Origin of the sequence: Micromonospora sp. MP36 (genome assembly GCF_008119785.1) — a bacterium.
Classification (GTDB): domain Bacteria; phylum Actinomycetota; class Actinomycetes; order Mycobacteriales; family Micromonosporaceae; genus Micromonospora.
This window is the reverse complement of sequence record NZ_VSFA01000272.1, coordinates 1-1,029: the sequence shown is the minus strand read 5'-3', so window position 1 is coordinate 1,029 and position 1,029 is coordinate 1. Positions and strand designations below refer to the sequence as shown.

Sequence of the window (1,029 nt, the reverse complement as noted above, 5' to 3'; positions counted from 1 at the left end):
CGTCTGGGTTGGACGGTTACCGCGCCGGTGGGTGTGAGGGTCAATGACCGGGTCGTGCGGATGGTGCAGGAGCAGGCGGGGCGGGTTCTGCGTTCGGCGTCGTGGCGTGCTGGTCTGACTGGCGGGGTGTTGGCGACGTGGCCGGCTGATCCGCGTCAGCGCACCCCGCAGGAGTGGGAGCAGGTTCGGGCGTCGATCCCTGGCGGGCAGCATCTGCCGTCGGGTGTCATCAAGTCCCGCACGCGGCAGGCCGCCAGGTTCCTTGCCGCCACTGGGCGGCTGCCGGTGGACGTGTTCGAGCTGGAAGGCGTCCCGAGGGTCGCGCGGATGCTGCTGTTGGCCGCGTGTGACCGGCAGCAGGCCACCATCGAGCGCGGCGACACCGACCCCAGGAGGGTGTTGCTGCGGTTGCAGTTGCCCACGCGCCCGGATCCGCGATCGTATCGGGATTGGACGTGGGTGGCTTGTCTGATCAGCCTGCCGCCCACGGTTCCCGCGGGCGCGGTGGTGCACCTGCCCACCCTGCGCGTGACCGGCCGGCAGGTGCACGCCGACCTGGCATACAGCCACCCGGTGCCGAAGGCCCGGCGCACCGGCCACACGGTCGCGCTCGGCGTGGACTGGGGGCTGAACACTCTCCTCAGCGCGGGAGCCCTACGCCTGCAGGAGGATGGGCGGATCACGGCGTTGGGGGCGGGTGGCCAGTTCCGGGCCGCCGGGGTCCTCGCGAAACAGCACCGGCTGCGCCGGCTGTCAGAGCGGTTGCACGCCAAAGCCGACCACTACCAACGCCTCACCGGCCGTGACGAGCAGCATCAGCTCGCGGGCAAACTGGCGGTCCTGCGCGACGAGATCCGCCACGTCTCCGACCGCCGGACGAACCTGAACGTCGCGCTCTCGTGGGCCGCCGCCAGATGGGCCGTGGACCAGGCGATCGCCGCCGCGGCGAGCGTGATCTATGTGGAAGACCTGCGGTCGTTGGAAGCACGGGGCATGGGCGCCACCCTCAACACCCGGCTGTCCCAGCAA

The 1,029-nt window shown here is 71.0% G+C and carries 1 protein-coding gene; it reads left to right on the top strand.

Annotated features, from left to right (window positions below):
- Nucleotides 1–126: 126 nt before the first annotated feature.
- The coding region (locus FXF52_RS41120; RefSeq protein WP_222870968.1) for a hypothetical protein at nucleotides 127–1,029 on the top strand (903 nt) is incomplete at its 3' end.